Genomic DNA, 2,135 nt, shown 5'->3' on the forward strand with positions numbered 1-2,135 from the left:
GCGCCCCGCCACGGCGTAGACGGCCCCGGAGAGCCAGTAGCGGGCCAGGGTGCCCAGGGCTCCGGCGATGCTGAGCTGGGCGATCTTGGTGAGCATGGCGTGCGCGGGCCTCGCGGATGGGGTTCGATCGACGCCTGCCGAGGCTTGCCCAAAAGACGGTCGAAGTCAACGAGGCTCAGGGCCGCACCCGGCGGTTCCGACGCCATCGTACCGCCCCTCGTTGCCAAATAATGCAAGGGATGCCATGAAAGGAACGATGATCCTGCGCTTCACGGAGGCTCTGCCATGACGCTCGCGCGTTTCGCGGTTCCGGCGTTCGCGATCCTGACGGTCCTGCTCCTGGCTGTCCCGCCCTGCCCGGCGGCCGACGCCCCCGGCGCGGCGCGCAAGCTCTCCGAGACCCTCGCGGGGGCGCGCAAGGCGGGCGTGCTGCGCTGCGGCGTGGGCGACTCCATCCCCGGCTTCGCCACCCAGGCCCCGGACGGCTCCTGGCGCGGCCTCGACGCCGACTTCTGCCGCGCCGTGGCCGCCGCCGCACTGGGCGATCCGGCCAAGGTGCGCTACCTGCCCCTGGTCTCCCGGGCGCGCTTCACGGCCCTCATGGCCCGGGAGGTTGACCTGCTCGCGCGCAACACTTCCTGGACCCTGGGGCGCGAGGCGGCCTTCCAGGCGGAATTCGTGGGGCCGCTCGTCTACACGGGCCAGGCCTTCATGCTCTCCGCCCGGGATGCGCACGCCGGGCTCAAGGCCCTGGACGGCGCGAAAGTGGCCGTGGTGCGCGGCTCCACCCACGCGGGAAACCTGGACGACGTGACCGAACGCACCGGCGTGCGCTTCGAGCCCGTGTTCTACGAAAGCCCCAGCCAGGCCTGCCAGGCGCTCTTCTCCGGCGAGTGCCGCGGCTTCACGGGCGACGCCGTCGTGCTGGCGGGAGAGCGCGTCGACGCGCCCGGCGGCCCCGAAGCCTGGGCCATCCTGCCCGAGATCCATTCCAAGGAGATCCTCTGCGCCGTCACCCGCCAGGACGACGGCCAGTGGACGCTGATTCTGCGCGCCGTGCACGCCGCGCTCGTCACGGGCGAGGAGTTGGGCCTCACCCAGGCCAACGCCGCCCAACCCCAGGCGCTGGGCGTGCCCCAGCGCCTCTTCCTGGAAGACGCCGACGCGCTGGGCAGACAGCTGGGGCTCGAACCCGGCTGGGCCGTGCGCGTGCTCACGGCCGTGGGCAACTACGGCGAGGTGTTTGAGCGCAACCTGGGCCAGGGCAGCCCGCTCAAGCTGGCCCGAAAGTACAACCGGCTCTGGAAGGACGGCGGCCTGCTCTGGGCCCCGCCGTTCTAGACGCCCACACAAGGGAACACGCCCATGTCCGACCTGCAGACCACCCTCATCTGCGTCGTGTTCGGCGCGGTGATCCTGGCCATCGCCTTCAACCTCCTGGACATGACCCTGGCGGCGCTCCTGGGGCTGTGCCTGCTCACGCTGGCCGGGGCCGTGGACCACAAGGACGTGATGAACACCGTCGGGGCCTCCGACGGCTCCCTCTCGCTGCTCTTCGGGGGCATGGTGGTGGCCCGGGTGCTCGCGCCCACGGGCGTGTTCGAGAACCTGGGCGTGCGCTTCCTGGTGATGACCCGGGGCAGCGGCAGGCGCTTCCTCCTGCTGCTCGCCGCCCTGGTGAGCGTTGTCTGCGCCATCCTGCCCAACGCCACCACGGTGATCCTCCTGGCCCCGGTGATCATCCGCGTCTGCGAGGCCCTGGAGCTGGACTTCGTTGGGCCGCTCATCCTCACGGCCATCCTCTCCAATGCGGCGGGGCTGCTCACCCTGGTGGGCGATCCGGCCACCTTTCTGGTGGGCCAGGCCATGGGCCTGAGCTTCATGGACTACCTGCGCCGCGTGAGCCTGGGCGGCGTGCTGGCCATCGCGGTGCTCGTGCCGCTCATGCCGGCGCTCTTCCCGACGGTGTGGAAGGCCAGGCGCACGCTCCCGGCGGGCCTGATCCCACCCCCCATCGAGCACAAGGGCTTCTGCGCCTTCGCCCTGACGGCCCTAGGCCTCATGGTGACGCTCTTCCTGGCGGGCGAGTTCCTGCCCAACCCCGTGATCCCCCCTGCGGCGGCCATCGTGGGCGC

At 71.3% G+C, this 2,135-nt stretch carries 2 protein-coding genes; both read left to right on the top strand.

What is annotated here, in order from left to right:
* Window positions 1–285: 285 nt before the first annotated feature.
* Window positions 286–1,341 (top strand): transporter substrate-binding domain-containing protein, encoded by a 1,056-nt coding sequence (locus tag ACV4UX_RS19615; protein ID WP_491594957.1) that lies wholly within the window; start codon window positions 286–288, stop codon window positions 1,339–1,341.
* Between the two features lie 24 nt (window positions 1,342–1,365).
* Window positions 1,366–2,135 (top strand): ArsB/NhaD family transporter (locus tag ACV4UX_RS19620; RefSeq protein ID WP_491594958.1); only part of this gene is annotated, 770 nt, incomplete at its 3' end.

This window comes from Fundidesulfovibrio sp. (assembly GCF_058402725.1).